Origin of the sequence: Aquabacterium sp., from assembly GCF_016234775.1 — a bacterium.
In the GTDB taxonomy this organism is placed as follows: Bacteria; Pseudomonadota; Gammaproteobacteria; order Burkholderiales; family Burkholderiaceae_C; genus Aquabacterium.
Window position 1 is genome coordinate 108,293 of the sequence record NZ_JACRAH010000049.1, and the last position, 26,816, is coordinate 135,108.

The window sequence follows — 26,816 nt, forward strand, 5'->3', positions numbered from 1 at the left end:
ATCAGGCGCTCATGGCGCACATGTCAGGCATTCACGGCGATCAGTTCCAGGCGCAGATCCTGGATGCCGGAGGGCACGTAGATGCTCAGTGCCTGAGCCTGCATCATGCGTTCGTACAAGGAGCCGCGAGGCTCCAGCGTGAAGTAGTAGCTGCCCGGGCGCACAGGTACCGCTGCCGGCACTTGGGGCGCGTGTACCAGCTTGACGCCGGGCATGGCGGACAGCACGAGTTTGTCCACGTCATCAGGCGCCCCGAGCTTGAAGCGTGCGGGCACCACGTCCACCAGTTCGGCTGGTGGCATGGCTGCCGTTACGCCCAGATAGAGCTGCGTGGATGGCGAGATCTGTTCTGAATCCAGCCGGCCCTGATGGAAGGACGGGATGTTTTCCTGCAGGTTGATCGCAAAGTAGCGTGTCGAGATCACCGTCTCCAACAGTTCGCGAACGATCTGGTCCAACCTGGTGAACGCCGGGCCGGGGTTCAGGTGGTCGTAGGTGGGCAGGTCGGCCAGCGTGAAGGTCTTGGAGAAGGTCATCAGGGCACCAGCCAGTTCCAGCAGGCGCTCGAACAGGCGTTCCGGATGCAGCGCGGGGTGGCGCGCGAGGTGCGACAAGCCTGCAAAGGCCGCGCTGGTGGTGTGCAGCAACCAGAACGAGGCGACATCGCCCGAGCGGAACTCGATGACGTTCTTGCTGGGCTCTCTGTGCAGGCCGTAGAGCGCATCCACCTTGGCCTGCATCACGTCGAGCAGGCGGCGCAGATGCAGGAACAGCGCCGGTGAGGCCTGGATGTTCATGCAGGGCGGCATGAATCGGCCGTCAAGCTCGTGGCCGCCTGTCGAGGTTTTCTTCAATCGCAGCAAGGGCAGGCTGACCAGGTGACCGCGGGGCGCTGCATCTGGCAGCAGTCGCGCGGATTTGCGCAGCACCACCAGTTCGGCTGCCACGGCGTCGGTATAGGCATCGGCTGCCTGTATGGGGCTGCGGTAGTACCGGGCTGCGGTGTCGGCTTCTTCTTTGGTGGCCGCCATGTTGGTGCCGTTGCTGCGCAGCGGTGCCAGGGCGAGGTGAAAGACGGTGTCTGTGCCCGCTTGCTTGCTGGGTTCGTCGAGCGCACCCAGCGACACGGGCGGTGGTAACTCGTCTTCCATCGGCGCATTGAACAGTTCGCCGTCAGGGAAGACCACCTGCAACTCAAGGACGCGCAGCAGGCCTGTCTGCAAGGCATCGGGATCGACTTTGATGTGCCGCACGCCCCAAGCATACGGATGAAGCAGGCGAGACATCTGGGCCAGGCGCCACTCGTGATAAGCGTCTTGCTGCTGAAAATGCTGAGGCCTGAGGAACAAACCTTCGCCCCAGAGGATCTTGGGTGACTGGATCACGTGTGCTTCTTTCTTGTGTGTCAGGGGCACGGCAGGGCGACCGAGCGCACCATGCTGGCAGCCTGACCGATGGCTTCACCGACCTGGATGCTCATGGCGCAAGCGTGGGCGCCAATGGTCAGCCCGGTCTTGTCTGCAGCCGCCGTGCTGAAGGCATAGCGCCAGCGGCCAGTCAAGGCGTGTCTGTACAACGCGACGATGCCGATGTAGCGCGCCTCACGAGCCACCTTGTCTGTGGCTTCGTGATGCTGATTGGGCACCAGTTGGATCTCGCGCGCGCCGACGAGATCGTCACCGAGCACGGTTTTCTCTTTGGTGGCGTCACCGAAGGTGTCGGATGGTGCCTGCAGGAAGGCGTCCGGGCTCTTGAGCTTGTAGATGCGAACCACCAGCGGCAGTGCCCGCCCTCGGTCATCCACGTTGAGTGATTCGCTGGCATAGATGCGCCAGTTCACCTTGTAGTCTGGCAGCGCGCTGTCAGGCACTTCCGGAATGGCGGGGACCTCCGGCTTCTTCAGGCCCACGGCAGACAGCGCCGCATCGGTGGCGCTGCTGATCATGCCCATCAGACCTTCGCTGGCGGGTGGCGTTGGCGCGGTGGGTGTAGCGGGCAAAGATGGCATCGATGGCGCCGAAGGCGTTGATGCGCAACCGCTCAACACGAGCAGGGATGCGGCCATCAGACTGCTGATGCGCATGCCATGCCTCTCCCTTGTTCTGGTGTTCATACTTCTTGAGCGGGGCTGCTTGTGCCCATCGCAGGCGCGTAGTTTAAGAAGCTCTGAAGGCCCGATGAACAGGGCTCCCCCACCGGAGGGGGTGTGATTTGCAACCAAGTGAAAGAGTCTGTAAATCACCCCCCTATGGGGGCAGGCAGTCAATTCGAATTCGGCTTTAATCCGGCCTGTCGCCTGATGCCAAAGGGCTTTCACGGCAACGATAAAGATCAAACAGGGAGTACTCGATTGAGTCTGGAATGCGTACGCCGCGGCATGTGCTGCGCGGTGATGGTGTCTGTGTTGTCTGCGTTGACAGCATGTTCGTCCACACCCAAGAAAGATGATGTGGCTGCCAGGTTGGCTGTGCAGGAACAGGTCAATGAAAACCTGGCTGCGGCGGACAAAGCCCAGAAACAGGGCAACACCGAACAGGCCATGGTGCAGCTTGATCTGGCGATCAAGGCAGACCCATCGTCCAAGGCACCCTGGTTGAAGAAGGCCCAGATCCATTTCGATGCCCGTCAATATGGGGCGGCGATCACCGAAGCTCAGGAAGTTCTTCAACGTGATGTGAACGACCTGACCGCCAAGAGCATCCTGGCCGTGAGCGGCTTGCGGGTGAGTGCATTGGCGCTGGAGCAATTGCGCAAGGCCAATGAAGTCAATGGTTCCGCACGCAGCGAGGCCGAAAGTGTGGCCAGGCTGATCCGCGAGGCCTTGGGTGAGCCCATCCTGGTGCCGCCGCCTGCTGCCGGTGCGTCCGAGCCCGTGAAGGCCAAGGTTGCCAGCAAGGCTCAAGGCAAGCCAGTGGCTGGCGCAGCTCCTGGCGTGTCCACCGCCCCCCGTTCCAATACCGCGCCAGCTGCCGCACCAGCGCTGACGCAGCCGGTCAAGTCTCCCTCTACAGCGAACGCGGCGCGAGCCGGTTCGGCTGCGGGTGGCCGCAACAACCCCTTTGGTGCTTTGCAGTAATCAGTTCAAGGAAGGAGCCTTTCCATGGCCAAGAAAGACAGCGTTCAAAAACGTCTGGAGCGCGTGCGCCCACCGCGTGTTCAGCTCACGTATGACGTCGAGATCGGCGACGCCATCGAGCAAAAAGAGCTCCCCTTCGTGATGGGGGTGATGGGCGACTTCACTGGCCAGCCAGATCCGGACAAGCCCGCGCCCAAGTTGAAGGACCGCAAGTTCGTCAATGTCGACATGGACAACTTCGATGAAGTCCTGGCCGGCATGGCCCCTCGCGCCAGCTACCGCGTGAAGAACAAGCTCAGCCCAGAGGGTGGTGAGTTCGCCGTGAACCTCGAGTTCAAGAAGATGGATGACTTCCGCCCCGAGTCCGTGGTCGAGCAAGTCGAGCCGCTGCGCAAGCTGCTGGAGGCCCGCACCAAGTTGTCCGACCTGCGTAACAAGCTGGCTGGCAACGAGAAGCTGGAAGACTTGCTTGGCCAGGTGCTGAGCAACACCGAACACCTCAAGACGCTGGGCGCCCAAGCTCAGCAAGACCAGGAGTGAGACCATGAGCGCCCAATTGCAAGCTCAGACTGGTGCACTGGCCGAAAGCGTCAGCCTGCTGGATGACATCGTTGCCAAGAGCAAGGTCGCCAAGACCGAGACCGAACATGCTCGCGCCAAGGACATCATTGGCGAGCTGGTCAAGGAAGTGCTGGACGGCACCGTGGTCGTCTCTGACAACCTCTCGGCCAACATCGATGCCCGCATTGCCGAGATCGATCAACTGATCTCCGATCAGCTCAGCGAAGTGATGCATGGCACCGAGTTCCAGAAGCTCGAATCCTCGTGGACCGGCCTGCAGTACCTCTGCAAGCAGACCTCGACGGGCGAGCAGATGAAGATCAAGGTGCTCAACACCACCAAGAAGGAACTGGTCAAGGACTTCAAGACCTCGATCGACTTCGACCAGTCCACGCTGTTCAAGAAGATCTACGAAGAAGAGTTCGGCACCTTCGGTGGCGCACCCTTTGCCACCATCATCGGCGACTTCGAGATCGACCGTGGCGCTGAGGACATGTACTTCATCGAGCAGATGTCGCATGTGGCGGCCGCCGCCCATGCACCGTTCATCACGGCTGCATCGCCCGAGTTGTTTGGCCTGGAGAGCTACACCGATCTGGGCAAGCCTCGTGATATGTCCAAGGTGTTCGACACGGTTGAATACGCCAAGTGGAAGTCCTTCCGCGAGTCGGAAGACGCCCGCTACGTGGGCGTGACGCTGCCTCGCTTCCTGGGTCGCCAGCCCTTCGATCCAAAGGATGGCGTGACCTGCGAAGGCTTCAACTTTGTCGAGAACACGGATGGCACCGATCACAGCAAGTACCTGTGGGTGAATGCCTCCTACGCGTTTGCCACGCGCCTGACCAATGCATTCGAGCAATACGGCTGGTGTGCTGCGATCCGCGGTGTGGAAGGTGGCGGCCTGGTGGAGGATCTGCCAACCCACACCTTCAAGACCGATGACGGCGAAGTGGCACTCAAGTGCCCCACCGAAATCGCCATCACGGACCGTCGTGAGAAAGAACTCAATGACCTGGGCTTCATCCCGCTGGTCCATTGCAAGAACACCGATTACGCCGCGTTCTTTGGCGCGCAGTCTGTGCAGAAGGTCAAGAAGTACGACACCGATGCGGCCAACGCTAACGCGCGCCTGTCGGCTCAGTTGCAGTACATGTTTGCCGTGTGCCGCATCTCGCACTACATGAAGTCCATGTTGCGTGACAAGGTGGGCAGCTTTGCTGCTGCATCGAACATCGAAACATACCTGAACGGCTGGATCAACCAGTACGTATTGAATTCCGACGACGCTTCGCAAGAGCAGAAGGCCAAGTACCCGCTGCGCGAAGCATCCGTCCAGGTGCAGGAAGTACCCGGCCGCCCCGGTGTGTATCGCGCCGTGTCGTTCCTGCGTCCTCACTTCCAGTTGGACGAACTCTCTGTTTCGCTGCGACTGGTGGCTGAGCTGCCTCAGGGTGCCTGAGGCAGCGTTTACTAACGAACTCTAACTATCAAGTTAGGAGGAAGAAGAAATGAAAGACATATACCTGAAGTTCATCAAGAAGACCAACTCGAAGGACATCCCCGGCGAGTCGCTCGACGAAAAGCACAAGGACGGCAAGTGGATGGAAATCCTGTCGTGGGAACACGAAATGCGCCAACCCAAGTCGGCCACTTCGTCGACCGCTGGCGGCCACACCTCCGAGCGCTGCGAACACGCTGAGATGGTGTTCACCAAGGACATCGACACTTCCAGTCCCTACATCTGGGAAGCCTGCTCGGCCGGCTACGCCTATGACGTGGAAATCGAGTTCTACCGTGCACAAGGTACGACCCGTACCCTGTATCTGACCATCAAGCTGACGAACGCCATCATCTCGAGCGTTTCTCCTTCCGTGAAGTCGGAAGGTCTGCCAAAGGAAGTCCTGGGCATCAAGTACTCCAAGGTTGTGTGGAACTACAAGGGTTCCAACACCGAGGGTAAGGACAACATCGGCAATAACCCTGCCGGTTGGGATCTGGCTCGCAACGTCGCCGTTGCTGCTTGATCGAATCAGGTCTGAAGGCCGCGTCAAGCGGCCTTTTTTTGTTGTGCCATGCGTTTTCAAACATCTCTGTGGGATCGGCTTCTGAACTCGGACACCAACCGGTCGGAGCTGTTTCTTTGCGTCGATCTGTCTCAGTTGAAAGCGCAGGTGGCGCGTGATCTGGAGCGGCTGCTCAACACGCGTCGATGCTATGACGATGACGAGTTCACGGGGTTCCCCATGGCGGGTGCCTCGATTTTCAACTTCGGCATTCCTGACTTCTCTGCCAAGAGCTTGTCCAGCGGCGTCGACCGCGACCAGATCTGTCTGGCCATGGCCAAAGCCATCGAACGCTATGACCCGCGTCTGCGCAATGTCATGGTCAGGCTGCGGAATACGCAGTCTGAAGTGCATCGCCTGGCTTTTGATATCCACGCCATGTTGCGCGTGACGGGTTTTCAGGATGCCGTCAGTTTTGGCGCGCAGTTTGATTCTGCAGGCATGTATTACCAGGTGAGCCACTGACATGCGCGCCTTGCTGCCCTATTTCGAAAACGAGCTGACCTTCCTGCGACGTAGGGGGCAGTCGTTTGCACAGGCTTATCCGCGTATCGCCGGGCAATTGCAGCTGGGTTCGGACGAAGCGAAGGATCCGCACGTCGAGCGCATGATCGAGTCATTCGCCTTGCTGACGGCACGCGTCAACAAGCGGCTCGATGACGATTTCCCGCTGTTCACCGAGTCGCTGCTGGAGGTGCTGTATCCGCACTATCTGAGGCCATTTCCCAGCGCGTCGATCGCGCAGTTCGACCTGGGGGCGGCAGCTGGCCAGATGAGCAAGCCGGCAACGATCGAGCGCGGCACGATGATGTCCACGCGGCCTGTCAAAGGCGTGCCTTGCAAGTTCAGAACCACGCAGGCGGTGCATTTGCTGCCGCTGCGCGTGTCCGATGTGGGTTATCGCAATGCGGTGTCTGCGCCGGAGGGCACACGCCTGCCTGCAGGCGTGACGTCGGTCATCTCGGTCACGCTGGACCTGCTGTCGCCGCAAGCCAGTTGGGCCATGGTGGCCGATCAGCCTTTGCGCTTTTACCTGGATGGCGAGCCCTCACAGGTGAGTGCATTGCGCGAGGCCTTGTGCCACAAGGTACAGGGCATCATGGTGCAGACCCATGCGCATCAGCCCTGGCATGCGCCTGCCGCGTCCTTGTCTGGCGAGTTACCCAGGCCCACCTTGGCCGGCTTCGCGGACGATGAGGCGATGATCGATTTTGATGCGCGGTCTCATCCTGCCTATCGCCTGTTGACCGAGTACTTTGCCTTCCCGGAAAAATTCAATTTCGTGGATGTACCCGTGCCCGTTCCACTTGCCTTGCGCACGGGAGGCAGCGCGATGGGACAGGACCAGGAGAACGCAGGCGCCATGCGCCGCAGCTTGACAGTCCATCTGCTCTTGTCTGGCGTGCGGGCTGATTCCGATGAATCTCGCTTGCTGGAGTCCATGAATGTGCGCAACCTGCTGTTGGGGTGCGCGCCGGTCGTGAACCTGTTCAAGCAGCCAGCTGATCCCATTCGCGTCACGCATGCGGCCAGTTCGTATCCTGTGGTGGTGGACGGGCGTCGTGCCTACGGCTATGAGGTCTACTCGATCGACAGGGTATTTCGCGTCAGGCAGACGGCGCAAGGTGAATCGGTTCAGGAGTTCAAGCCCTTTTTCTCCTTGCAACACGATGATCTGCTGGGGGCTGAACTGGATGACGACGAGATCGACGCGGCTCCTACGATGGCGGCGCAACGATTGATCCGATCTGCTCAGGAACGAGGTGATGCAGCAAGGGCAGGGGGGCGCTACTGGTCCGCCCAGCGCGATGAGGATGTCGCCTCAGACAGCCCCGGCTATGAGCTGTCCATGTCCATCGTGGATGTGGATTTCAACCCCGCCTTGCCCCAGACCGAAACGCTGTCCCTGACGGTGACCGCGACCAACCGTGATCTCCCCACCTTGTTGCCCTTTGGTGTGGCGGGTGGCGATCTGTTCATGGAGGGCGGTGGTCTGGCCAAGGAGGTTCGCCTGCTGCGCAAACCGACGCCCAGCATGCGGTTCGAGCGTGGTCGTGGCGCGCTGTGGCGTTTGATCTCGCATCTGTCCTTGAACCACCTGTCGCTGTCGGGTGGCGGCATCGATGCACTCAAGGAGATGCTGCGCCTGTATGACCTGCCTCGCAGTGCATCGAACCGCCGGCAGATCGATGGCGTGCTACGCGTCGAGTTCAAGCCAGCCACGGCCTGGTTGCCAGGCGAGCCTTATGCCACCTTCGTGCGCGGCACGGAAGTGCGTCTGACGGTGGACGAAGACAGTTTTGTCGGTGCTGGGCTGGGGCTGTTCGCCTCCGTGCTGGACCGTTTCTTTGGGTTGTACGTTCATGCCAACAGCTTCACGCGATTGACGCTGGTGTCGGCCCGAACGCAGGAAGAGGTGCTCTCATGCCCCCCTCGCAACGGCGACATGACATTGGTGTGATCGATCAACTGCTGCAAGCTCCGCAGCAGTTTGATTTTTTCCAGGCCGTCCGCTTGCTGGACCGCTGGATGGGGCTGGCTTCGCCGGATGGCAAGGGGCTGTCGCGCCTGAACTTCCGCAACTCGCTGTCGCTGTCCTTTCCGCCCAGCCAGATCGAGTCCTTGAAGGTCCATCTGCGGCCCGAGGATCAGGCGAGCGAGGTGCCTGTATCGGCAGCTCTGGCCACGGTACCGCTGGCCCAACACATCGACAGCATCGACATGACCCCCGCCTTCATGGGCCTGCTGGGTGTCAATGGCACGTTGCCGTTGTTCTACACGGAGATGCTGTCCCAGCGTGAGCTGTACCAGAAGGACTATGCCGGGCGTGCCTTCATGGATATGTTCAGCCATCGGGCGGTGTCGCTGTTCTACGAGGCCTGGCGCAAGCACCGCATGCCCATCCAGTTCGAGGCAGATCGGCGCAGCCGTTTCCTGCCCCTGGCTCTGTCCCTGGCCGGGCTCGGGCAGAGGGGATTGCGCGATCGGTTGGGTGGCGAGCGGGGCGCGGTGGCTGACGAAGCGCTGGCTTATTACGCCGGCACGCTGCAGCAACGCACCTTGTCGGCCAGCCAGTTGCAGCAGGTCTTGCGCGACTACCTCAACGTGCCCGTGCGTCTGGAACAGTTCGTCGGGCGCTGGTACCAGATCCCTGCTTCGGGTCGTGCCTACCTGGGCTTGACTGGCTCAAACCGTGCGGGCGCTGCGCCACTCAACGGTGTGCTGGGCCGCTCGGCCATGCTGGGTGAGCGCGTATGGCAACGGGACCTTCGCATGCGCGTCGTATTGGGGCCTTTGCCGCACGCCAAGTTCAGGCGCTTCCTGCCTGGCGGCAAGGGGGCGCTGGCGCTCAAGGAGATGCTGACCATGTTGGGTGGCATCAGCCTGGAGTATGAAATCAACCTGCAGTTGCAACGGGACGATGTGCAGGGGTGTGCGCTGAATTCAACTCGCCCGGCCACGGCCTTCCGTCTGGGCTGGGACACTTTTCTGCAGACACGATCGGCCAACGAGGACCGGGTCGACGTGCGCTATGACATCCATGCCGCGGCCTGAGCGTCGCGCCTGATGCTGATCGGTCGGATCTATTAAACAAAAATACATTTCAAGCTGTCATCACCATGAGCCAGAACCTCAAGACCCTGATCTCCAAGCTCAACGACACCACACGTCGTGCCGCCGAGCGCGCCGCCAGTCTGTGCATGGCGCGTGGCCACTACGAGGTGGATCTGGAGCACTTCATGCTTGCCTTGCTGGAGCAACCCCAAAGCGACCTGACGGTGTTGTGCCAGCGTTTCGGCGTGTCGGCCACCGAACTGCAGCGTGATCTGGAAGCCGAATTGAGCCGCTTCAAGACCGGCAACAGCCGCACGCCGGTGTTCTCCAGCCATTTGCCAGTCCTGCTTGAACACGCCTGGCTGATCGCCTCGCTGGAATCACACACGGCGCGCATTCGTGGCGCTCACATCGTGCTGGCCCTGCTGACCGAGCCAACGCTGAGCCAACTGGCCTTGCGTTCGTCCAGCTTGTTTGCGCGCTTCAAGCTCGATGAGCTCAAGCTCAAGATGGCCGACGTGACGCGTGGTTCGCAAGAGGCCACGCAAGCGCTTCGTGACGCCGGTGCGCCTGCCGAAGGTGACGAGACGCAGGCCGATGAAGCCCGTGCCAGCGACAGTCTGAGCGGCAAGACGCCCGCACTGGACCAGTTCACCACCAACCTGACGCAGCGTGCGCTGGACGGCAAGGTGGACCCTGTGATTGGCCGTGACACCGAGATTCGCCAGGCCATCGACATCCTGATGCGTCGCCGCCAGAACAACCCCATCCTCACGGGCGAGGCCGGCGTGGGCAAGACTGCCGTGGTGGAGGGCCTGGCTCTGCGCGTGGCACAGGGCGATGTGCCCACGCCCTTGCAAGGTGTGGCCATTCACGTGCTGGACATGGGCTTGTTGCAAGCTGGCGCTTCGGTCAAGGGTGAGTTCGAAAACCGCCTGAAGAACGTGATCGATGAGGTCAAGAAGAGCCCGCATCCCATCATCCTGTTCATCGACGAGGCGCACACCATGATCGGTGCGGGCGGCCAGGCGGGTCAGAATGACGCGGCCAATCTGCTCAAGCCTGCGCTGGCGCGTGGCGAGCTGCGCACGATCGCGGCCACCACTTGGGGCGAGTACAAGAAATACTTCGAAAAGGATGCCGCGCTGGCTCGCCGCTTCCAGGTGATCAAGGTGGAGGAGCCTTCCGAAGAGCTGGCCTGCGCGATGCTGCGGGGCATGGCGCCCTTGATGGAAAAGCACTTCGGTGTGCGCCTGTTTGACGAAGCCATCGCCGAGGCGGTGCGCCTGTCTGCCCGCTACATCAGCGGCCGCCAGTTGCCTGACAAGGCCATCAGTGTGCTGGACACCGCTTGTGCCAAGGTCGCGTTGGGCCAGAGCGCCACGCCCGCGCGCATTGAAGACGCGCGCAAGCGCCTGGAGCGGCTGGATGCGGAAAGCGCGGCCTTGACACGCGAGGCGGCAGCCGGTGCGCGCCATGGTGATCGCCTGGATGCGCTGAAGGCAGAACGTGACGGCATCGTGGCCACCTTGAAGGCAGACGAAGAACGCTGGATTTTCGAACAGCAACTGGTCCAGGACATCCGCGAACTGCGCACGAAGTTGGAGCATCAGGCCGGCGGCCTGTCGAGCGCCGAAGCCGGTGTCGACCAGGCTGCAGGCGCTGGCGCCGACACCAAGTCGGGCACCAGCGCGGCCAGCAGCAAGGCCAAGGGCAAGAAGGCCACGATTACCCACGCCAGCCCCGATCACGAGTTGCTGGCCATGAAGCAGGCCGAACTGGCCGCATTGCAAGGTGAAGCGCCACTGGTGCCCATGCAGGTCGATGGCCATGTGGTGGCCGAGATCGTGGCCGCCTGGACGGGCATTCCGCTGGGCAAGATGGTCAAGGACGAGATCAAGACTGTGCGCAACCTGCAGGCCACGTTGCAGGAACGCGTGATCGGGCAGGACCACGCCCTGGCTGCCATCGCCCAACGTGTGCGCACGGCGCGTGCAGGCCTGGAAGATCCCAACAAGCCCAAGGGTGTGTTCCTGTTCGTAGGCCCCTCCGGCGTGGGCAAGACCGAGACGGCCCTGGCCCTGGCTGACATTCTTTATGGTGGCGAGCGCAACCTGATCACCATCAACATGAGCGAGTACCAGGAGGCGCACAGCGTGAGTGGCCTCAAAGGCTCGCCCCCCGGTTATGTGGGCTATGGGGAAGGTGGCGTGTTGACCGAGGCCGTTCGCCGCAAGCCTTACAGCGTGGTCTTGCTCGACGAGGTCGAAAAGGCCCACCCGGATGTGCTGGAGATGTTCTTCCAAGTGTTCGACAAGGGCCTGATGGACGACGCCGAAGGCCGCGAGATCGATTTCCGCAACACGGTCATCATCCTGACCTCGAACGCGGGCTCGCAAGGCATCATGCAGGCCTGCTTCAAGCACGATGAAGAAGCGGGTGGCACGGTGATGAAGGCTGCCGACGAACTGCCGGCCGCTGACGAGCTGGCCGAGGCCCTGCGCCCCACGCTGTACAAGACCTTCAAGCCGGCCTTCATTGGCCGCACGAAAGTGGTGCCTTACTACCCTCTGAGCGACGATGTGCTGGCCAGCGTGATCACGCTCAAGCTCGATCGCATCGCGGCGCGCGTGATGGCCAACCACCAGGCGGTGCTGGAGTACGACGACGCCCTGATCGACACGGTGCTGGCCCGTTGCACCGAGGTGGACACCGGCGCCCGCGCCGTGGACCACATCCTCAACGGCAGCCTGTTGCCCGAGGTGGCCGACAGCGTGCTGGCGCGCATGGCCGAAGGTCAGCCGATCAGCAAGATCAAGGTCAGCGCAGGCAAGAACGGCGAGTTCAAGTTCAAAGTGAGTTGATCGCCCCGGGGTGGGCAGGTGCCGTGCCGGATCCTCAATCGCCGAGGATCAGCAGCGCCTCGTCCCGCCAGTAGGTGGCTGCGGCGTAAAAACCCTCCCACACGCACCCGTTGCAGCCTCTGCCGCAGCAGGTGGTGGGCTCATCCGGGGGCTGCCGCAGGCTGATCCCTCGTGCGCTGGCCTGGCTTTGCAGGCTGTCGAACATCGCACGGACGGCGTTGAGATCGGTCAAAGGAAAGTCCATCTTGGGGCTGGCCGGGGGCGGAAAAGGCCTGTCGCGTCTTGAAAACCCTGCATCTTAGCGATGCTGGCCGTGGCATAGTCCCCGTGTGACACAAGCTGCACCTGATTCTCTTTTGCCTGAAGCGCCCTTGTCCGGCCCGATGCTGGCCATCTACGGCCGCACCGTGACCTGGAAGCACCTGATCCTCACGGCCGGCCTGTTGCTGATCCTGATGGGGGCGGCGGCGGCTGCGGCGGCCTGGTGGGCCTGGCACAACCTGGCCGCTCAGGTGGTGCTCAAGGAGCAGCAGGCCGATATCCTGTTGCCTCATGAGCTGGCTGTGAAAGCTGCCGTCACGCAGAAGGTCAAGATCAGCCTGGACAACCAGTCGCTGCCTGTGCGCGTGCCCATTCACCAGGATCTGAGCATTCCGCTCAATGAGGCCATTCCGATCAAGGTCAGCCTGGACACGGTGGTGCCTGTCAACATCGATGTGCCCATCAAGCATGTGCTCAAGGTGGACCAGGTGGTGGAGCTCGACACCCAGGTCAAGACGCGCATCCTGGGCATTCCACTGACCCTGCCCATTCAGGGCAAGATCCCGGTCAAGGCTGACGTGCCGGTGGACATGGTGATCCCGATTCACAAAGACCTGCCGCTGGTGCTCGTCACCCCCGTGACGGTGCGCTTCAGCGAGCCGCTGCACACCACGCTGGACACGGTGATCGAGACGCGCTTGCCGCTGCATGGCGCGATGTCGCTGCCCTTGACGGCACCAGTCAGTGCCAGCTTGACGTTTCCGCAGCAGAAGGTCAGGGCAGGTCTGTCCTTGCTGGACTTGACCGTGCCCTTCGAGGACGTGACGCTGGCGCCCAGGCGCAAAGCGCCTGCACCTTGAGCCAACAGGGCGCCGCATCGCCATGACCCGTCACCCGAGCCTGACCGCTGCTCAGCCCATCCCATGGGGCTGGAACCGTCCTATCAAGCCGGTGGCCTTGATCGTGGTCGGGGGCACCGTCCTGCTGATCTGGCTGGTGCTGATGAGTGTGTCGGTCTGGTATTTCTACGAAAATTGGGAAGCTCGCCTGACCCTGCTCAAGCAGCCGGTTCTCTTGCGTTTGCCCGAAGGCATGGTGGCCATGGCCGAGGTCAGCTCCCCGCTGCAGACGCGCATCGACATGCGCCCCCTGGTGCGGATTCCGATCAAGCAGACCATGTCGGTGCAGATGCCGGATCACCTCAAAGCCATGGCGCACATCAAGACGACCTTGCCGGTGGACACGTCGGTCACGGTGGAGCATGTGGTGCCCGTGAATACCACGTTGAACATGCAGGTGGCCCTGCGATCCTGGCTGCCCAGCATGCCCGTGTCGGTGCCGGTCACGCTCAATGTGCCCTTGAAGATGACCGTGCCCGTCAAGGTTGACGTGCCGGTGGACATGGATGTGGCCATCAGCGGCGAGTTGCCACCTACGCTCAACATCCCCATCGACACGGTGTTCTCGGTGCGGCCACACGTCAAAGGGGTGGTGACGGCCCACATGAGCAGTCAGACCGCGTTCCGCCTGCTGTCACCGATCGAGCCGTTCCCGCTCACCATTGATCGCGCCAGCCTGAGCGTGCCATTCAATCTGACCTTCCTCAAGCAGCGCGCGCCCTGATCGGCCAGCGCCTCAGGTCTTGCCGCAACAAGGCTTGCTTGGGCTGCAGTCTGCCGGGGTGAGCACCGGCCAGCCATAAGGCGGCGCCACCTGGGTGTTGATGCGCACCACGATCACCTGTGGGCGATGGTGCTGATCTGCATCGGCCAGCGCGTGCTTCAGGGCCTCACGCAATGCCTGCGTGCCTTGGTCGCGGGCAATGGTCACGGCATGCGCACCCAGTCCTTGCGCAAACTTCGCCAGATCAGGTCGCCCCAGCTGGTAGTAGTCATCCCATTGCGCGGCCGGGGGCAGCAGTTGCGCCATGCCCTGGCTGACCATGGCCAGGTCGTTGTCGTCCAGCACGATCCAGATGGCACCCACGCGGTGCTGCGCGGCCGTGGAGATCTCGGCGCCGTGCATCATGAAGGCGCCGTCGCCGACGATGGCCACATTGGGCAGATCAGGGGCCGCCATCTTGCCACCCACCACGGCGCCCACGGCAAAACCCATGGGGCCCATGGACAGGGCGCTGTGATAGCGCACCGGCGGGTTGATCACCAGGTTGTTGAGTGACCAGCCCACGCAGTTGCCTGCGTCAATGAAGATGTGGCCCTTGTGCACGAGTTCGTCGACCACACGCATCATCGCTGCGGGGTGAACAGGCGCGGCTTCACTGTCGCGGCCGGCCGGGTCGGCCCAGGGGGCATGGTCCAGCTTGATCTGTTTGATCACCGCCTTGCGTGCATCGACCTTGGCCTGGTCTGGCTGCAGGTGGCGTGCCTTGTCGAGCATCAGATCCAGGCTGGTCGCGATCTCGGCCACGACGCCGCGTGTGATGGGGAAGTCGCGACCGATGACGGCGGCGCTCAGGTCCACCTGGATGAAGTGCCGTGTGGGTTCGAGCGCCGGGCTGTAGAGCGCCGACGCAGTGACGGATGTGGACAGCTCGCCCAGACTGGAGCCCAGTACCAGCAAGGTGTCGAACTGATCGGCCTTGTTGGAAGGGTGCATGTACAGGCTGGGCCAGGCGCAACCGCAGATGCCGTAGTTGCGCAATGACAAGGCATGCGTTTCCGGGAAGATCCCCTTGGCATCCGGCGTGGTCATCACGGCGATGCCGAAACGGTCCACGAACTCGGTGAAGGCTTTGAGGCGCTCGGGGCAGGCCAGGGCGTCGCGGCTGCCGTTGCCCAGGAAGATCAACGGGCGCGTGGCGTGGACCAGCTCATGCAGGGTGTCGGTCACGGCCTTGGGGTCCGTGCAGGCCGTGACGGGCCGGTAGGTGGACGGCCTGATGTTGGCTGGATAGTTGGGTGCACATTCGCCCGCGATGTCATTGGGCAGGCTGATGTGAACGGCCTGCTTGGGCAGTGACAGGGCGTTGCGCAGGGCCTGCTGGAACAAGGTCTGGAAGTTCAGCGGGCTGGAGATGATGGCACTCGATGCCAGGGCGTTCTGGAAGATGTTGTGCACGTCCAGCTTGGCGTCCGTGCCTTCTTGCAGATAGCCCTTGCCGTAATAGGCCTCGGGCACTTCGCCGGTGATCACCAGCACGGGTGAATTGCTGGCCTGCGCGTTCATGGCACCTGTCAGGGCGTTGGTGGCACCAGGGCCCGAGGTGGTCAGCACCACGCCCAAGCCACCCTTGACGCGCGCGTAGCCATCGGCGATGTAGGCCGCACCTGTTTCGTGCCGGCAGATCACATAGTCGATGGGTTGTGATTGTTTCTTTAACTCGTTCATCAACCACACGGCTGCCCCACCGGGGATGCCGAAGATCTTGTCGACCCCTTCTGCGCTCAAGTAGTCAAGAAGCAGTTGGGCCACAGTGCCGCAGGGGACGGTGGAGGGCGCGGGGGCATTGGACGACATGTTCGACGAACTCCTGGATTGGGCTTGGGTTGGTGCCGGGCAAATAGGCCAGACATGGCGGGTACATCGCCCGATCGAGACGGGCGGCGGCTGTCAAAAATGTGCCCTCCACCACCACAGGGCTAAACAGTGAAAACAGATGCTTTGAACCCGGTTCTTGATGTCGCCATCGTCGGCGCGGGCGTGTCAGGGCTTTACAGCGGCTGGCGGTGGCTGACCAGCTCGCAAGGCAAGGGCTCTCGTGTCGAGGCCTTCGAGTTGAGTCACCGCGTCGGCGGGCGATTGATGTCGGCGCAGCCTCCGGGCATGCCCGAGGGACGTATCGAGCTGGGGGGTATGCGCTATACCAGTGCGCAGACCATGGTGTCGTCGCTGGTGTCCTATCTGAAGCTGGAGACCGTGCCCTTTGTGGTGGCACAGGATCCGAACATGGCCTATCTGCGTGGGCGCCATCTGCGCACCAGGGATTTGTCGGATCCGGCCAAAGTGCCTTACGACATCCCGAAGTCGGACTACGAGGGCTTCACCAAAGGCTTCACGGCCCTGGCCGCCGAGCGCTACCTGGAAGAAGTGCTCCACCGCAAGCACGTGGACCTCAAGACCGTGGATTGGGACAAGGTGGCCGAAACCGGCCGCTACGAGGGCCACAGCGTGCGTGATCTGACCATGCGCTATATCTACAACCGGTCGGTCAGCCACGAGTCCTTCCAGTTTGCCGAAGACACCAGCGGCTATGACTCCATCTTCTTCACCTGGAATGCGGCAGATGGCTTCCCCTGGAACATTGGCGACTATGGCGCCAGCATCCAGTACAGCCGTCTGAAAGAGGGCTATGAGATGTTGCCCAAGACCCTGCACCAGCGCTTCGAGTCGGTGGGGGGCAAAGTGCACTTCGAGCATCGCCTGCAGCGCTTTGACACCGTCCAGCTGGACGATGGCAGCGAAGGGGCGGAGCTGCATCTGGTGCACGCCGGGCATCACAAGGTGGTACGTGCACGCAAGCTGATTCTGGCCATGCCGCGTCGTTCGCTGGAGTTGCTGGATCAGACCGGGGCGGTGCTGGGCAAGGAACATCATGAGGTGCACAAGCTGATCCAGTCCGTGGTGCCGATTCCGCTGTTCAAGCTGGCCCTTTGCTACCGCACGCGTTGGTGGGAGGAGCTGGGCATCACGCAAGGCCAGTCCGTTACCGATCTGCCGATCCGCCAGTGCTACTACTGGCCCGTGGGCGATGACACCAAGGCGGGCGCCATCCTGATCTACAACGATGGGCTGGACCTGGCGTACTGGGCCGGCCTGCGCAACGACCCGGAAGGCTTCCCCAACGAGGATGGGACCGACAGCAACGACCCCGCCGTGGAGTGGAAGGAAAACCCCGCGCCCAAGCTCATGGTGCAGGAGGCACACCGCCAGTTGCTGGAGATGCATGGCCTTGAAGACACGCCGGAGCGCCGTCCCTATGCGGCGGCCTATCGCGATTGGGGTGATGACCCCTTCGGTGGCGGTGCCAACTTCTGGCCTCAGTATGTGGACAGCCAGCACGTGAGCAAGCGCATCGTGCAGCCTGTGAAGGGCAAGCCGGTCTACATCTGCGGCGAGGCTTATTCACATGCGCAAGGCTGGGTGGAAGGTGCGCTGGCCACGGCCGAAGACATGCTGCAAAACCACCTGGGTCTGCAGCCTCCGCCCTACATGGGTTGAAACGCGCGATGGCAACCGAGGCGCGCCATGGCGGGTGCCTCAGTTGCCAGCCCGGCCAGGCTAGCTGCGTTCCAGCAGCAAGGCCGTGGCGTGCATTTCCATGCCGATGCCCAGCAGGACCAGGTGCCTGGTGTGGATCTCGGCATGGCATTTGGCCAGGTTGACGGGCACGGATGAGGACACCATGTCGCCGAACTCTTCCAGCGTGCTGATGTAGTGCCGGGGCTGGATGGCCGCCTGCCAGGCATCCTGGACCATCTTCGATGTCTGGTGGGCGATCAGGGTGATGTCCTGACCGGTCAGGCCATGACGACTCAGCAGGCGTTGCACCAGCGGCCCGGGCACCTTCAGGCCGAATTGCTTGAAGGCCTCCTGGCCGGTTTTGTCGTCCAGCTTCATCAGGGGCGTGGTGAAGCGGTCCTTGTCGGGCGTGGGGCGCGCTGCCATGCGAAAGGCACCGTACCAGCGGCTCTGCGTTTCGTTTTCCCAATCGATCAGGCGGAAGTGGCGCGGGTTGCTGCTGTAGCCCAGCACCACGGCACCAGCGCCATCCGAGGCGGCCAGCGAGACGGGCTCGTGGTAATCCACATGGTGCGTCCAGTTGTTGCCGCAGACCACCAGGGCGTGACGCAGGGTGTTGCTGCGGACCAGGTCGGTGCCCAGGCGCACGCCATCTTGAAACGTGGAGTAATCGCTGTTGAGCGGCATCACGCGGCAGTGAGCGGACAGGCCCAACTGGTGGTGCACCACGGCGAGGTCGTTGGGGGCGATGTAGTCGCTCACCGAACCGGCTCCCAGGATCATGTCCACGTCCTCGGCCTTGATCCGGGCGCGGTCCATGGCCTGCTTGCAGGCCTCAGTCATGATGTCGATGACGCCGTCGGCCGTCGGCAGCACCCGCCGGTACTTGAGGCCGTTGAACAGGTCCGTGCCGGACGGCGAATGCTTTTTCAGCCAGTCGAAAATGGGATCGTCGTTGCCCCGGACGATGTCGGGTACGGCGTAGCCTTGGCCAAGGATGGCCACGTGATGATCTGCGCCCATGGGCCGCCTCCAGTGAAGTGCATTGATCTGGAGGTGGTTTTCGGCTGTTTCGGGCGCAGACTGAAGGATCGGCCTTTCGTCAGTTCGGGGTGGCTACGCGCCGCCAGGCGGCCCGACCGATCATGCGCAGCTTGTTGCCCATGTCCATGCGCATCAGGTTGGTGCGCAGGATGCCCTTGGTGAAGCGCGTCTGCTTGCTGTAGTCGATCAGCACATCCACGATCACCGGTACGCCTTGCGCAGACAAGGCCTGTGCCTGGTCGATCACGGCGGCGATGTCCGCATCGCCGGCCATGCGCAGGTAGTGGGCCCCCACCGCGTCGGCGATGCCCTTGAAGCGGACCTCCGGCAGCACGGTGCAGGCCTTGCGGTTGTAGGGCAGCTTCTGCGCTTGCGAGATCTGCGAGAGCTCGCCATCGTTGAACACATAGCAGACCACGCCCAGCTTGTTCTCGGTGGCTGTGAGCAGCTCCAGCCCGGTCATGAGGAAGGCACCATCGCCCACGATGCCCACCACCTGCTTGTCAGGATGGGTGAGCTTGATGCCGACGGCGGCGGGCACGCAGTAGCCCATGCAGTTGAAGTCGGTGGGTGTGATGAGGTGTCGGCTACCGCGAGTCTCGAACAGCTCGGCCACCAGGAAGGTGTGGTTGCCGTCATCGGTGACCAGGTAGCCGTCATCGGGTAGTTTGCTGCGCAGGGCCTGGAAGAAGCGCCCTGGGTTGACGCGCTGGCCACTGTCGTGGCGGAGCCATTCTTCCATGTAGGCGCGCTTGTCTTTGGCAATTTGCTGGCGCACGGCTTGCCCGCGAGACTGGATCTGCATCTCGTTGCCTGGACTCAGCTTGAGCTCCTCGATCAACGCGCTCACCACGGCCTTGGCATCGCCTTCAATACAGAGGCGTGCGTCGTAGTTCGCGTTGAAAACGGCAGGGTTGATGTCAACGTGAATGAGGTCCCAGGTGGGTTTGATACCGAAGCTGCCCGTGGCGATCTCGCCAAAGCGTGTGCCAATGGCCAGCAACACGTCACAGTCGGCGAAGGCGTTTTCGGCGGCAGGCACGGCGGCTGGCCCCATGCTCATGCCGGCGTGCAGCGGATGTTGTGCTGGAAAGGCGCTCAACCCTTGCAGGGTGGTACTGACGGGCGCTTGCAGCAGTTCAGCCAGCTCCTGGGTCAACATGCTGCCGTGTACGCCGCCCCAGCCCAGGAACAGGCCCGGTTTGCGGGCGTGCTTCAACAGCTGAGCGGCTTCCTTCACCTTGACTTTGGTGGCCTCGTCGAGCGCAGACGAATGGGGCTCGGGGCGCACGAAAACTGGCAGCTCGTCAATCTCGCCAGGAAACAGCTGCAGATTGACCGGGATTTCGATGAAGACGGGACCGGGCTCGCCGGAGTTGGCCAGGCGCCATGCTTCGTAGAAAGTGGGCACGATCTGCCGGTGCTCGGTGATGCGCCAGGCTCCCTTGGTAAAGGGTTTGACCAGTTCCAGTTGGTCCAGTTCGTGCAGTTGGTAGGTGTAGCCGGTGTCGGTGCGTGTGCCACCGGAAATGACCAGCATGGGGACCCCGTCCAGATAGGCCTCGCCGATGCCGGCCATGGCCAGCGCCGTACCTGCTGCGGGCACGATGAGCAAGGCACCATTGAAGTCGTTGGTGCGGCTGACCGCGTCGGCCATGAAGGCACCGCATCCTTCGTGGTTCACGCGGATCGGGGTGACCACCTCGGAGCTGGCCAACTGGTCGTAGATCTCCGTGTTGTGTACGCCGGGGATGCCGAAGGTGTGGCGGATGCCGAGTTGCTCGAGGGCATGGCGAACAAGTTCTGCGCCGGTCTTCTTCATGGTCGTCTCCGTTATCGGTATGGATGTCAGGCTGCGCTGTGGATGTGGCGGGCAGCGGCGTGGGCTGTCAGGATGCAACCCGACAGGAAGGTGCCTTCGAGGGACTTGCGGCCGTTGGCGCCGCCGCCACCAAAGCCGGCCGCTTCACCCACGGCATACAAGCCAGGGATGGGCTGGCCTTGTTGATCCAGCACGCGGCTTTGCAGATTGGTCTGGATGCCGCCTGTGGACTTGCGTGTCAGCAACTGGCAGCGGATGGCGATCAGCGGCCCGGCCGATGGATCCAGGATGGCCTGGTAGCGGCAGGTGCGGAAGCGGTCACCTGGCCAGCGGCGCAGCTGCTCGATGCGGCGCAATTGATCATCGTTGTGCAGGCGAGGGCCTCGTTGGATCTGGTCGTCGTAGGGCCGAATTTGCTCGTGCAGCGTGGCCGCGCTGATGCGGCCATCTCCGGCCACCATGTTCATGCGGCGGGCCAGGTCGGTCAGGTTGTCTGCCATGACAAAATCGGGGCATTGCTCAAGCAGTTCGTCCACCAGTTCGCGATTGCCGTTGAGCATCTGCATCAACAGGGCCACAGGCCTGCGATCCCGGATGTGCTGGTTGTGCTCGGCGCCTGAAGCCGCCAGTTCCTTGTCGGCAATGCGGCGGTTGAGCACTTGCCAGGTCCAGGGCCATTGCGAGCGGGCGATCTGGGCGACCATGTCGTAGGTATCGAAGCCCGTCACGAAGGGCACAGGACCGATGCGCTGGCCATCCGGATCCAGCCATAGGGCCGACTTGGCCGGTATCAGGCTGAGCCCGTGACCAGGGAAGTGTGGCCGCGGATGGCGCACGCCGGCTGCGTAGTTCCACATTTGATCCAGATGCGTGACCGCGCCGCCCATGTGGCCTATGGCGTCGTGCATGCGGCCATCAGCATGGGGATGCGAGCCGTTGAGCAAGGTGGCCGGGGCCTGCCCCCAGCCTCGTGGCCAGTGTTGCCGAACCCGTGCCAGATCGCCCGTGATGCCGCCCGTGGCCACCACCACCGCATCGGCGTGAAGTTCGAAGGGGCGTTCGTGCCGTTCGTCCATGCCGTGGCAGCCGTTGATGCCATTGCGGTTGCCGAGGAGGCCGTCCACACGGTGCCTGGGCAGAATCGTCAACAGGCTCAGCCTGGGATGCTGCTTCAGGGCTTCGATCAGCGTCAGCAGCATGTGGCGTGACGTGCCCCACAGCACGTGATAGCGGGGCAGGGTGTTGCCACGGGTCATCCAGCCTCGCTCCACCCATTGAACGGCGGGGATGAAGCGGATGCCGAAGCGGCGCAGCCATTCATAGACCTCGGGTACGCAGTGCTGCACATAGTGCTCGGCCCACCTTCTGGGCCAGACATCGCCGGGCTCGAATTCGGCAAAGGCCAGCCAGTCGGCCAGGGCGATCTCGGCGCTGTCGTGGATGCGGTTGAAGCGCTGCAAAGGCGTGTCCACCAGTGCCATGCCACCGAAGGCGTGTAGACCGAGGCCGCCCAGGCGATCTGCCTCGTCGCGATCCAGCAGGGTGACGCGGTGCCCGTGATCGAGCAGGTCCAACGTGGTGGTCAGGCCAGCGAGGCCTGCGCCGATCACGATGGTGTGGGATGGGGCGGAGGGGGAGCGCACGAAGTGGGTAAACGGGTCGAACTGATCAGGGAGTGTGCCGATCCGTTGAGGCGCTGTCTGTCTGCGACCCGACACGCTGGCCTAACCCGATTTGACGTGACGCAAGTTCAGGGAAATGACCTGACGCTGATGTCTTCGGTGTCTGCGTGAAAACCCGATCTGGCCAGTTTGGTGACCCCGCAGATGGGGTGGTAGCAGGCCGTGCATTTGCTGCATTTGGCTGGGACAGCGTGGCGCATGGACGCGTAAGTCCTGTGTCCAGACGTATCGCCAGATCGGCAGAATTCACTTACCGCATAACCCGCGATGGTTGCCCAAACGTGATCGATCGTGGAGCGAGCAGGAGTGGCAATTGGCAGGCGAATCGTCCAGCGCATCGGCAAGCACCGCAAGCGTCCCGCTGACGGATGCCCACGACGTGGCATCCGCTCAGGCCGCGCTGGTCAGCAAGACACTGGCCGATGGCTTTCCCTTGCTCACCTTCCCACGCGAACTGGAAGACCGCTTCCTGACAGAGGGCGAAGCCAATCGCTTCCACATGATGGTGGTGGCCGGCTTGGCAGCGGTTCTGTTGTTTGGCGCCATGATCGTTGGCGACTACCTTTTGAGCCCTGGTGTGGTGCCTTTTGCCGCCGTGCTCAGGGAGGGCATCTTTCCACCTGCCGTCATCATCGGCTTGCTTGTGTTGAGACACTTGCGCATGCCGTCGGTCAATGAGTGGATGATCGCATTGGCTGGCGTGCTGGCAGCCGTGCTGGAAGTCGCGATCGTGCTCAAGGGCCAGTCTGACTGGGCCGTTGCGCGTGTGGTCCAGTTGAACATCATCATGGTATTTACCTGCGTGATCGCACGGTTCTGGCCAGCCGTCTTGATGGCTGCGGCTGTGGCTGGCCTGCATGGCTATGTGGTGGCCATCATGCCGGATGTCACTGGCATGATGAGTTTCAACACCAGCTTGCTACTGGGTACGTCCATCGCGTTTGTTCTCTATGGCAACTACAAGCAAGAGCACGACGGGCGCATGAGTTTTTTGCTTGATGCGCGCGAGCAGGCACTTCACGCCAGCCTGACCGAAGCTCACGAGCGTCTGACCCGCCTGGCGACCACCGATGCGTTGACCCAGGTGGCCAATCGCCGCTATGTCGAGACCTACCTGAGCGAGTGCTGGCAACGTGCGCGGCAGGAGGGGCATTGCGTGTCGCTGATCCTGCTGGACGTGGATTACTTCAAGCCCTTTAACGATCGCTATGGTCACCAGGCGGGTGACCGTTGTCTGGCGGCCGTGGCCGAGGCTTTGAAGTCAGGCATACGCCGCCCTGGCGATCTGGTGGCGAGGTGGGGTGGCGAAGAGTTCGTCGTCGTGCTGCTGGACGCCGATGCAGAGGCGACCAAGGCTGCTTCGGAGCGTTTGCGTCTGGCGGTGTCGGCCTTGCGGATGTCTCATGAGGGATCCATGTGCGGGCACCATGTGACGGTCAGCGGAGGCTGGGCCTCGGCGATACCTGGTGCGCAGGATGAATGGCCGCAACTCGTTCAACTGGCAGACGATGCACTGTACGAGGCCAAGCGGGCCGGCCGTGATCGCATGCATGCGGCTCACGGCGTGACGGCTCACCTGGCGGCGGTTGGTGAGGTGTGGCGATGCTGAACCAGCAAGCTCTGGCTCTTGAGTTCGACTTGCGCCGATGGATGCGATGGCGCCCGCCTTCTTTGCGGATGAATGCGATCGACGAGGCGCGTTTTGAGGACGCCTGTGGGCCAGCACGCGTTCACCATTTTGTGGCGAGCGGCTTGCTGGCCTTGCTGGTCTACAACCTGTTCCTGCTGGTGGATGCACGGATGATCCCTGACGTGTATCCGCAGGCATTGACCATGCGGTTGTTCATTTTTTCGCCGGTGGCCTTGCTCATGTTGTTGATCGGCGTTCGCTTCAACGGGTTCATTGCGCGATTGCCTCGCCCCATACTGGAAGGCACCTTGATGATGACCGGGGTGGTGGCTGCCTTGCACATGGGGTGGCTGCTCCTGCATTCCAACAGCCCCTATGCCGGCATGTACACGGCAGGCCTGGTACCCATCACGATCTATGGCAACCTGGTGCAACGGTTTCGCTTTCGGTATGCACTGTTCTTTTCGACGGTGGTGATGGCCACCTGCCTGACCTGTGTGTGGGCGCGCGCGGATCGCGTCAATCCTTATGATGTTTTCGACGTCCCGCTGGCCTTGCTGGTGGGGATCATTGCTGTCTACACCCTGGCCATGAACTACCGGTTCGAGCTGGAGGAGCGCAGGAGGTTCGTGTGGCAACTGCGTGCGCAGGCGTTGCACCAGGAGTTGTCTGCCTCACAGGCCCGGTTGGATGACCTGTCTCGCCGTGATCCGCTGACGGGTGTGCCCAATCGCCGTCACGTCGACGCGTACTTGCGCCAGCAGTGGGGGCGCTTGGGAGCCGCCGATGAGCACCTGGCACTGCTGCTGATGGATGTGGATCATTTCAAAGCCTACAACGATCGTTATGGGCATCCTGCAGGTGATCAGTGTTTGAAGCACGTGGCGCAGGTTCTGCAGCAAAGCGTGCCTGAAGAACAGGGTTGTGTAGCCCGATGGGGTGGCGAGGAGTTCATCGTGGTCTTGCCTGGCGCTCGGTTGCCTGCTGCGATGAAAACGGCGCAGAGCTTGTGTGCTGCCGTGCGTGAACTGGGGCTGCGTCACGAAGGCTCGCCCACTTGCGGCAGTGTTTCGATCAGCGTGGGCGTGGCGGTGATTCGCCCGGCGCTGGCGTCGTCTTCTGATTCGATCGACAGCTTGATCGCGCAGGCCGATGCGGCGCTGTACCGTGCCAAGGCCGGTGGACGCAATCGTGCGGAGGCAGCGCTCAGTCCAGTGTCTTGCTGATGACCTGATGGCGGCCAGCCTGTTTGGCCTGGTAGAGCAGGGCGTCTGCTGCGCTGTAGAGTTCGGATGCGGCGCGTGGTGCACCTTGTGCTTTGAGGATCACCAGCCCCATGCTCACGCTGACGAAGCCAAACGGGCTGCCTTCATGCACGATGCTCAGACTTTGTACCGAGGTGAGCATCTGCGTGATGAAGCGCTCCACCTTGTCGGGCGGCTCATTGATGTCCAACAGGATGGCGAACTCTTCACCGCCCACTCGGTAGACGTGATCACTGGCGCGCTGCAACTGTTGGCGCAATGCCGTGGCGATCTGGCGCAGCACCTCATCACCTGCCGGGTGGCCATAGCGGTCGTTGTAGGCCTTGAAGTGGTCCACGTCCAGCAGGCAAAGGGCAGCAGGCGTTTGATGCCGAGTGTGCAGGGCCGCTGCGGCTGCCAGATCCTTGTTGAACTGGCGTCGGTTGTAAGCGCCGGTGAGCTCATCGGTGATGGCCAGGTTGGCGAGTCGTTCGTTGGCCATCTCCAGCTCGGCTGTTCTGCTGGACACGAGTGATTCCAGTTGCGTGTTCAAGGCGGTTTGCGCAGCCAGCGCCTGCCGCTCGGCGTGCAGCTTTTCGGTCTTGAGCGTGTTCATCTGGTCGGCCAGACCAAAGGCCAGCAAGAGGGCTTCTGCGGCAGAGCCGATCTGCAGCAGGTTGTCTGTCAGGGCGTTGGCAGGCACGAAGCCCAGTACACGCAGGTAGTAGAGCAGCGCGGCGACCGACAGCGTGGTAAAGGCACCTGCAGCGTATCGCCCGGCTTTCGACTTCTTCTTGACGACCAGCACGGTGATGATGGCGGTCAGCCCCATGATTTCCAGGCTGCCGATTGCGCTGTTGATGATGAAGGTGGCGGCATACAGGTTCAGGAAGGCCGGCAGGATGCACAGGCCCTGAGCCGCCGTGCTGATGGCCGCGAACCGATGCATCCTGCGAGACACCGAGTGCGCGGTGTCCAGGTACTTCATCAGGAAGAGCCCCAGCGACATGTAGAGCGCGCTCACGATGACGGCCAGGGCCTGGTTGTTGAAGTCCGGGGAGTCGGGCCACCAGTACTGGAAGGCATAGCCGCGGAACACCAGGCCCCACAGCAGGAAGCACCCGACATAGGCTGCGTAGATGCCGAAGATGGTCTGCCGCGTGGAGGCGTACAGGAACAGGTTGTAGAGCAGGACGGTGGCCAGCAGCCCGTAGTAAATGCCGAACGCCAGCGTTTCGAGCTGCACATGCGCCGTGAAGGCTTCGGGGGCGTACAGCCTGGGGGTGATGATTTCGTTGAGGCCGTCGTGCGACTGGAGTCGCATCAACACGGTGACCTGTTGCCCGGCCGGGATGTGCAGGCGCATGGCGATCGTGCGCACGTTCTCGCCGCGACTGGCAAAAGGCAGGCGATCGCCACTGCTCATGCCTTGAAGCTGTGTGCCATCCGAGCGCAGGACATGGATGTCGACGTGGTCCAGCAAGGAACTGCCCAGATCCAGGATGCGCTCCAGATCTTGGCCGGTGCCATTGCGCAAGGTCACCCGGGTCCACCACGCAGAAGTCGAGAAACCGAAGTTGATGGAGGCGTTGCGCTGGCGGTGCCAGTCCCCTGCAGGTGAGGCCCATGCCGCCATGGCGTCCAGTCGACTGCCGACATCTTCACGAGACTGCATGCTGGGGCCCAGCTGCAGCTCGGCTTGATCGTCGGTCAGTACGACCTCGATGGCCTGGCCTGGCGTGGCGGCCCGCGCGCTGAAGCCGGGCAGCAAGGCGCCGGCCAGCAACAGCACGCACATCAGTCTGATCAAACGGC

At 62.3% G+C, this 26,816-nt stretch carries 21 protein-coding genes; 13 read left to right on the top strand and 8 right to left on the bottom strand.

Annotated features, from left to right (window positions below):
- Positions 1–23 precede the first annotated feature (23 nt).
- Positions 24–1,385 (bottom strand): type VI secretion system baseplate subunit TssK, encoded by a 1,362-nt coding sequence (gene tssK, locus HY836_RS15200; RefSeq protein ID WP_290677502.1) that lies wholly within the window; start codon positions 1,383–1,385, stop codon positions 24–26.
- 20 nt (positions 1,386–1,405) lie between these two features.
- Positions 1,406–2,083, bottom strand: a complete 678-nt coding sequence (tssJ, locus tag HY836_RS15205; RefSeq protein ID WP_290677505.1) for a type VI secretion system lipoprotein TssJ — start codon at positions 2,081–2,083, stop codon at positions 1,406–1,408.
- A gap of 267 nt (positions 2,084–2,350) precedes the next feature.
- Between tssJ and HY836_RS15210 the strand changes: the two genes are divergently transcribed.
- The 8 genes from HY836_RS15210 to tssH all read left to right on the top strand — a co-directional run bounded on the left by HY836_RS15210 (position 2,351) and on the right by tssH (position 12,119).
- A complete protein-coding gene (locus tag HY836_RS15210; protein WP_290677508.1) occupies positions 2,351–3,076 on the top strand; it encodes a hypothetical protein in 726 nt (241 codons plus the stop codon).
- 24 nt (positions 3,077–3,100) lie between these two features.
- The gene (tssB, locus tag HY836_RS15215) at positions 3,101–3,616 is read left to right on the top strand and encodes a type VI secretion system contractile sheath small subunit (RefSeq protein WP_290677511.1); all 516 of its coding nucleotides are present in this window, start codon (positions 3,101–3,103) and stop codon (positions 3,614–3,616) included.
- A 4-nt stretch (positions 3,617–3,620) separates the two neighbouring features.
- Positions 3,621–5,096, top strand: a complete 1,476-nt coding sequence (gene tssC, locus HY836_RS15220) for a type VI secretion system contractile sheath large subunit (protein ID WP_290677514.1) — start codon at positions 3,621–3,623, stop codon at positions 5,094–5,096.
- 49 nt (positions 5,097–5,145) lie between these two features.
- Positions 5,146–5,661, top strand: coding sequence for a type VI secretion system tube protein Hcp (locus HY836_RS15225; protein ID WP_290677517.1), 516 nt, complete (start codon positions 5,146–5,148; stop codon positions 5,659–5,661).
- Between the two features lie 48 nt (positions 5,662–5,709).
- The gene (gene tssE, locus HY836_RS15230) at positions 5,710–6,165 is read left to right on the top strand and encodes a type VI secretion system baseplate subunit TssE (protein ID WP_290677520.1); all 456 of its coding nucleotides are present in this window, start codon (positions 5,710–5,712) and stop codon (positions 6,163–6,165) included.
- Position 6,166: 1 nt separating this feature from the next.
- Positions 6,167–8,161, top strand: a complete 1,995-nt coding sequence (tssF, locus tag HY836_RS15235) for a type VI secretion system baseplate subunit TssF (protein ID WP_290677523.1) — start codon at positions 6,167–6,169, stop codon at positions 8,159–8,161.
- Positions 8,125–9,255: a type VI secretion system baseplate subunit TssG gene (gene tssG / locus HY836_RS15240; protein WP_290677526.1), complete on the top strand. Its 1,131-nt coding sequence runs from the start codon at positions 8,125–8,127 to the stop codon at positions 9,253–9,255. Before tssF ends, tssG begins: the two co-directional genes overlap by 37 nt.
- Before the next feature lie 65 nt (positions 9,256–9,320).
- Positions 9,321–12,119, top strand: a complete 2,799-nt coding sequence (gene tssH / locus HY836_RS15245) for a type VI secretion system ATPase TssH (protein WP_290677529.1) — start codon at positions 9,321–9,323, stop codon at positions 12,117–12,119.
- 34 nt (positions 12,120–12,153) lie between these two features.
- On the opposite strand, the gene HY836_RS15250 is transcribed toward tssH, so the two are convergent.
- Positions 12,154–12,363, bottom strand: coding sequence for an oxidoreductase-like domain-containing protein (locus tag HY836_RS15250; RefSeq protein WP_290677532.1), 210 nt, complete (start codon positions 12,361–12,363; stop codon positions 12,154–12,156).
- Positions 12,364–12,448: 85 nt separating this feature from the next.
- Here HY836_RS15250 and HY836_RS15255 point away from each other — a divergent pair, with 85 nt between their 5' ends.
- Together HY836_RS15255 and HY836_RS15260 are read left to right on the top strand one after the other, a co-directional pair.
- Positions 12,449–13,240: a hypothetical protein gene (locus HY836_RS15255; protein ID WP_290677535.1), complete on the top strand. Its 792-nt coding sequence runs from the start codon at positions 12,449–12,451 to the stop codon at positions 13,238–13,240.
- Between the two features lie 22 nt (positions 13,241–13,262).
- Positions 13,263–14,003, top strand: a complete 741-nt coding sequence (locus HY836_RS15260; RefSeq protein WP_290677538.1) for a hypothetical protein — start codon at positions 13,263–13,265, stop codon at positions 14,001–14,003.
- 12 nt (positions 14,004–14,015) lie between these two features.
- Here HY836_RS15260 and HY836_RS15265 read toward each other — a convergent pair whose 3' ends face one another.
- The gene (locus tag HY836_RS15265; protein ID WP_290677540.1) at positions 14,016–15,857 is read right to left on the bottom strand and encodes a thiamine pyrophosphate-binding protein; all 1,842 of its coding nucleotides are present in this window, start codon (positions 15,855–15,857) and stop codon (positions 14,016–14,018) included.
- Between the two features lie 129 nt (positions 15,858–15,986).
- On the opposite strand from HY836_RS15265, the gene HY836_RS15270 reads away from it, so the two are divergent.
- Positions 15,987–17,558: an FAD-dependent oxidoreductase gene (locus HY836_RS15270; RefSeq protein WP_290677543.1), complete on the top strand. Its 1,572-nt coding sequence runs from the start codon at positions 15,987–15,989 to the stop codon at positions 17,556–17,558.
- Positions 17,559–17,618: 60 nt separating this feature from the next.
- Here the strand turns inward: HY836_RS15270 and HY836_RS15275 are convergent, their stop codons facing one another.
- The 3 genes from HY836_RS15275 to HY836_RS15285 form a co-directional block, all read right to left on the bottom strand.
- Positions 17,619–18,602, bottom strand: coding sequence for a hypothetical protein (locus HY836_RS15275; RefSeq protein ID WP_290677546.1), 984 nt, complete (start codon positions 18,600–18,602; stop codon positions 17,619–17,621).
- Between the two features lie 79 nt (positions 18,603–18,681).
- Positions 18,682–20,445: a thiamine pyrophosphate-binding protein gene (locus tag HY836_RS15280; protein ID WP_290677549.1), complete on the bottom strand. Its 1,764-nt coding sequence runs from the start codon at positions 20,443–20,445 to the stop codon at positions 18,682–18,684.
- A gap of 26 nt (positions 20,446–20,471) precedes the next feature.
- Positions 20,472–22,088 carry an FAD-binding dehydrogenase gene (locus HY836_RS15285; RefSeq protein WP_290677551.1) on the bottom strand — a complete coding sequence of 539 codons (1,617 nt, stop codon included), beginning with the start codon at positions 22,086–22,088 and terminating at the stop codon, positions 20,472–20,474.
- A gap of 310 nt (positions 22,089–22,398) precedes the next feature.
- On the opposite strand from HY836_RS15285, the gene HY836_RS15290 reads away from it, so the two are divergent.
- On the top strand, positions 22,399–23,736 hold the full coding sequence (locus tag HY836_RS15290; protein ID WP_290677554.1) for a diguanylate cyclase: 1,338 nt from the start codon (positions 22,399–22,401) through the stop codon (positions 23,734–23,736).
- A 68-nt stretch (positions 23,737–23,804) separates the two neighbouring features.
- On the top strand, positions 23,805–24,983 hold the full coding sequence (locus tag HY836_RS15295; protein WP_290677557.1) for a GGDEF domain-containing protein: 1,179 nt from the start codon (positions 23,805–23,807) through the stop codon (positions 24,981–24,983).
- On the opposite strand, the gene HY836_RS15300 is transcribed toward HY836_RS15295, so the two are convergent.
- Positions 24,964–26,799: a diguanylate cyclase gene (locus HY836_RS15300; protein ID WP_290677560.1), complete on the bottom strand. Its 1,836-nt coding sequence runs from the start codon at positions 26,797–26,799 to the stop codon at positions 24,964–24,966. The two genes, HY836_RS15295 and HY836_RS15300, sit on opposite strands and share 20 nt — an antisense overlap.
- Positions 26,800–26,816: the final 17 nt, after the last annotated feature.

Coding starts and splice junctions, on each gene's coding strand:
- tssJ (WP_290677505.1), bottom strand. CDS start 2,083: ATGCGCATCAGCAGTCTGATGGCCGCATCCCTGCTCGTGTTGAGCGGT.
- tssB (WP_290677511.1), top strand. CDS start 3,101: ATGGCCAAGAAAGACAGCGTTCAAAAACGTCTGGAGCGCGTGCGCCCA.
- tssC (WP_290677514.1), top strand. CDS start 3,621: ATGAGCGCCCAATTGCAAGCTCAGACTGGTGCACTGGCCGAAAGCGTC.
- HY836_RS15225 (WP_290677517.1), top strand. CDS start 5,146: ATGAAAGACATATACCTGAAGTTCATCAAGAAGACCAACTCGAAGGAC.
- tssE (WP_290677520.1), top strand. CDS start 5,710: ATGCGTTTTCAAACATCTCTGTGGGATCGGCTTCTGAACTCGGACACC.
- tssF (WP_290677523.1), top strand. CDS start 6,167: ATGCGCGCCTTGCTGCCCTATTTCGAAAACGAGCTGACCTTCCTGCGA.
- tssG (WP_290677526.1), top strand. CDS start 8,125: ATGCCCCCCTCGCAACGGCGACATGACATTGGTGTGATCGATCAACTG.
- tssH (WP_290677529.1), top strand. CDS start 9,321: ATGAGCCAGAACCTCAAGACCCTGATCTCCAAGCTCAACGACACCACA.
- HY836_RS15250 (WP_290677532.1), bottom strand. CDS start 12,363: ATGGACTTTCCTTTGACCGATCTCAACGCCGTCCGTGCGATGTTCGAC.
- HY836_RS15260 (WP_290677538.1), top strand. CDS start 13,263: ATGACCCGTCACCCGAGCCTGACCGCTGCTCAGCCCATCCCATGGGGC.
- HY836_RS15265 (WP_290677540.1), bottom strand. CDS start 15,857: ATGTCGTCCAATGCCCCCGCGCCCTCCACCGTCCCCTGCGGCACTGTG.
- HY836_RS15275 (WP_290677546.1), bottom strand. CDS start 18,602: ATGGGCGCAGATCATCACGTGGCCATCCTTGGCCAAGGCTACGCCGTA.
- HY836_RS15280 (WP_290677549.1), bottom strand. CDS start 20,445: ATGAAGAAGACCGGCGCAGAACTTGTTCGCCATGCCCTCGAGCAACTC.
- HY836_RS15295 (WP_290677557.1), top strand. CDS start 23,805: ATGAATGCGATCGACGAGGCGCGTTTTGAGGACGCCTGTGGGCCAGCA.
- HY836_RS15300 (WP_290677560.1), bottom strand. CDS start 26,799: ATGTGCGTGCTGTTGCTGGCCGGCGCCTTGCTGCCCGGCTTCAGCGCG.